The sequence below is a fragment of the Streptomyces torulosus genome, from assembly GCF_001419765.1.
GTDB classification, from domain to species: domain Bacteria; phylum Actinomycetota; class Actinomycetes; order Streptomycetales; family Streptomycetaceae; genus Streptomyces; species Streptomyces torulosus.
Map to the genome: position 1 here is coordinate 1 of NZ_LIRK01000223.1, position 2,364 is coordinate 2,364.

General features: G+C 69.9%; 3 protein-coding genes. 1 reads left to right on the top strand and 2 read right to left on the bottom strand.

Annotated elements, in window-relative coordinates:
* Positions 1–257: 257 nt before the first annotated feature.
* Positions 258–1,361, bottom strand: a complete 1,104-nt coding sequence (locus AOK23_RS16255) for an FAD-dependent oxidoreductase (protein WP_055713429.1) — start codon at positions 1,359–1,361, stop codon at positions 258–260.
* A 136-nt stretch (positions 1,362–1,497) separates the two neighbouring features.
* Here AOK23_RS16255 and AOK23_RS16260 point away from each other — a divergent pair, with 136 nt between their 5' ends.
* Positions 1,498–1,986, top strand: a complete 489-nt coding sequence (locus tag AOK23_RS16260) for a phosphatase domain-containing protein (RefSeq protein ID WP_055713430.1) — start codon at positions 1,498–1,500, stop codon at positions 1,984–1,986.
* Positions 1,987–2,020: 34 nt separating this feature from the next.
* Here AOK23_RS16260 and AOK23_RS16265 read toward each other — a convergent pair whose 3' ends face one another.
* Positions 2,021–2,236, bottom strand: coding sequence for a dodecin (locus tag AOK23_RS16265; protein WP_055541560.1), 216 nt, complete (start codon positions 2,234–2,236; stop codon positions 2,021–2,023).
* Between the last annotated feature and the right edge of the window lie 128 nt (positions 2,237–2,364).

Genomic DNA, 2,364 nt, shown 5'->3' on the forward strand with positions numbered 1-2,364 from the left:
GCCCCGTGAACGTCTCCACCCACAACGGATCAGCCCTCAACACCCCACGCATACAAGGGAAATGCCCTGATCACAGCCTTCTGCAACACGCTTTAGGGGGTGTTTCGAAAGTCCTGTGCGGTGCCCGCGGTGTCCGGTGCGTGCTCTCGGCGTGCCGGACGAAAGCCCTCGTACTGGACGTACTTGGGGTTTCGGCCGGTGCGGCGAGAGTGCGTGCCGGCCGCCGTGGGTGCTGTGCGGGACTTTCGACACACCCCCTAGGCGGAGTACCCGAGTTGCTTGCGCACGTACGGCGTCATCAGGGTCCTCGCCTTCGCGAGGGTGCTGGTGCGGCCGCCGAGCACGGCGGTCTCGCCCCCCGGCACGGGGATCAGGGTGAGCCCGTCGGCCGGTCCGAACGGCACGATCAGCGGGGTCCGCTGGACCGGCCGGTAGGAACGAGGCTCCTTGCGATGCTTGCCCGAACTCCCCAGGTAGGCGCGGATGTTGTGCGCGGCGATGTCCGCCTGGGCGATCGCGGCGGGGGAGATCTTCAGCTCGGTGACGTCGTTCACGTCACCCACCGCGAACACGTCGAGCCGCCCGTCGACCCGCAGCATCCGGTCGACCTTCACATGCCCGGCGGCGTTCAGCCAGTCGCCGTGCCCGGCCAGCCGCAGCCACAGTGTGTTCGGGGTGGTGCCGGTCGCCCAGAACGACAGATCCGCCTCGATGAGATGGCCGCGGCCGTCCCGGTACGTGCCGAAGTCGGCGCCGGGGGAGATGAACGAGTCGAGGCGCACCTCCACGTCGTGCGACTGCAGCCAGGCCAGGGCCCGCCGCCCGGCCCACTTGCTGCCCGTCGAGCTGAGCAGCGCCGACCCCGCGTGCGCGAGCGTCACTCGGGTGGCGGGCCGGGCCAGCCGGATCTCCGCCGCGAGCTCCACACCACCGGGACCGCCGCCCACGACGAGCACATGCTCGGCCGCGGCGATGCTCTCCTGGTGCGCCGTGAACGTCTTGGCCGCCTCCTCCGTGGTCGTCCCGAGGAAGCGGGCGGGCTCCGGATAGTCGGCGCCGGTGGCGATGACCACCACGTCGTACGGCAGCCGCTCACCGGTGGCCAGCTTCACGTACCGTTCGCCGGTGTCGATGGTGACCGCCTTGCCCACCATCACCCGGCCGTTGCTCAGCAGCCGGTCGTAGGGGATGAAGGGCGTCGTCGTCCACTCCTCCTGCACGCCGGCGCGCAGGGCGGCGATGCGATGGAAGAAGACCTCCTTGCGGTCCACCAGGGTGACCCGCGCGTACTCGTCCAGTTGCTTGGCGAGGCGAATGCCCCCGTATCCGCCGCCGATCACGATCACTTCGCCGTCAAGCACGCCGATTCTCCTGTGCTGTTGTGGGGGGAGAGAGGACGAGCCTAACGTTTGAAACTTAAAGCTACGGGAGGGGTTTGTGTACCTTGTGTGAAGCAGCGGCGGACGACACGTGTAACGCTCTGCCTAGGCTGGACCCGTGACCGACGACAGCAGGCCCCTCGCCGTATTCGATCTCGACAACACGCTCGCCGACACCGCGCACCGGCAGCGGTACCTGGAGCGCAAGCCGCGCGACTGGGACGCGTTCTTCGCCGCCGCCCCGCAGGATCCGCCGCTGGCGGAGGGCATCGAGCTGGCGCTGCGGTACGCCGAGGAGTGCGAGGTCGTGTATCTCACCGGGCGCCCCGAGCGGTGCCGGCGCGACACCGTCGACTGGCTCGCCGCGCAGGGGCTCCCCGAGGGGCGGATCTGGATGCGGCGGAACCACGACCGCAGGCCGGCCCGCCGCACGAAGCTGGAGATCCTGCGGCAGCTGGCAGGGAACCGCGAGATCCGCGTCCTCGTGGACGACGACGAGCTGGTCTGCGAGGACGCGGAGCGGGCGGGCTTTCCCGTCGTACGGGCGCGCTGGGCCGCCGCCTCCGCCGAACTGAAGGTGGCGCAGGAACGGGAGGGCCGCACCTGACGGGTGCGGGGACGGGGATGTCGTACCTGAGCCGTCAGTCGGTGCCCTCAAGCCGGAAACCGACCTTCAGGCCGACCTGGTAGTGCGCGATCTCGCCGTTCTCGATGTGCCCCCTGACCTGCGTCACCTCGAACCAGTCCAGGTTGCGCAGGGTCTGGGCGGCGCGGGCGATGCCGTTGCGGATGGCGTGGTCGACGCTCTCGCCCGAACTGCCGACGATCTCGGTGACCCGGTACACGTGGTCGGACATACGGCTACTCCAATCGGGACCTCTCGCCGTGGCCGGCGGCCACACGTCCCTCCACGGTGCCCCACGTCGCGCTCCCGCGCGAGACGGTTGTCGCCGGGCGCGGAAGAGCTCGGGGGCGCGGGTGGTTC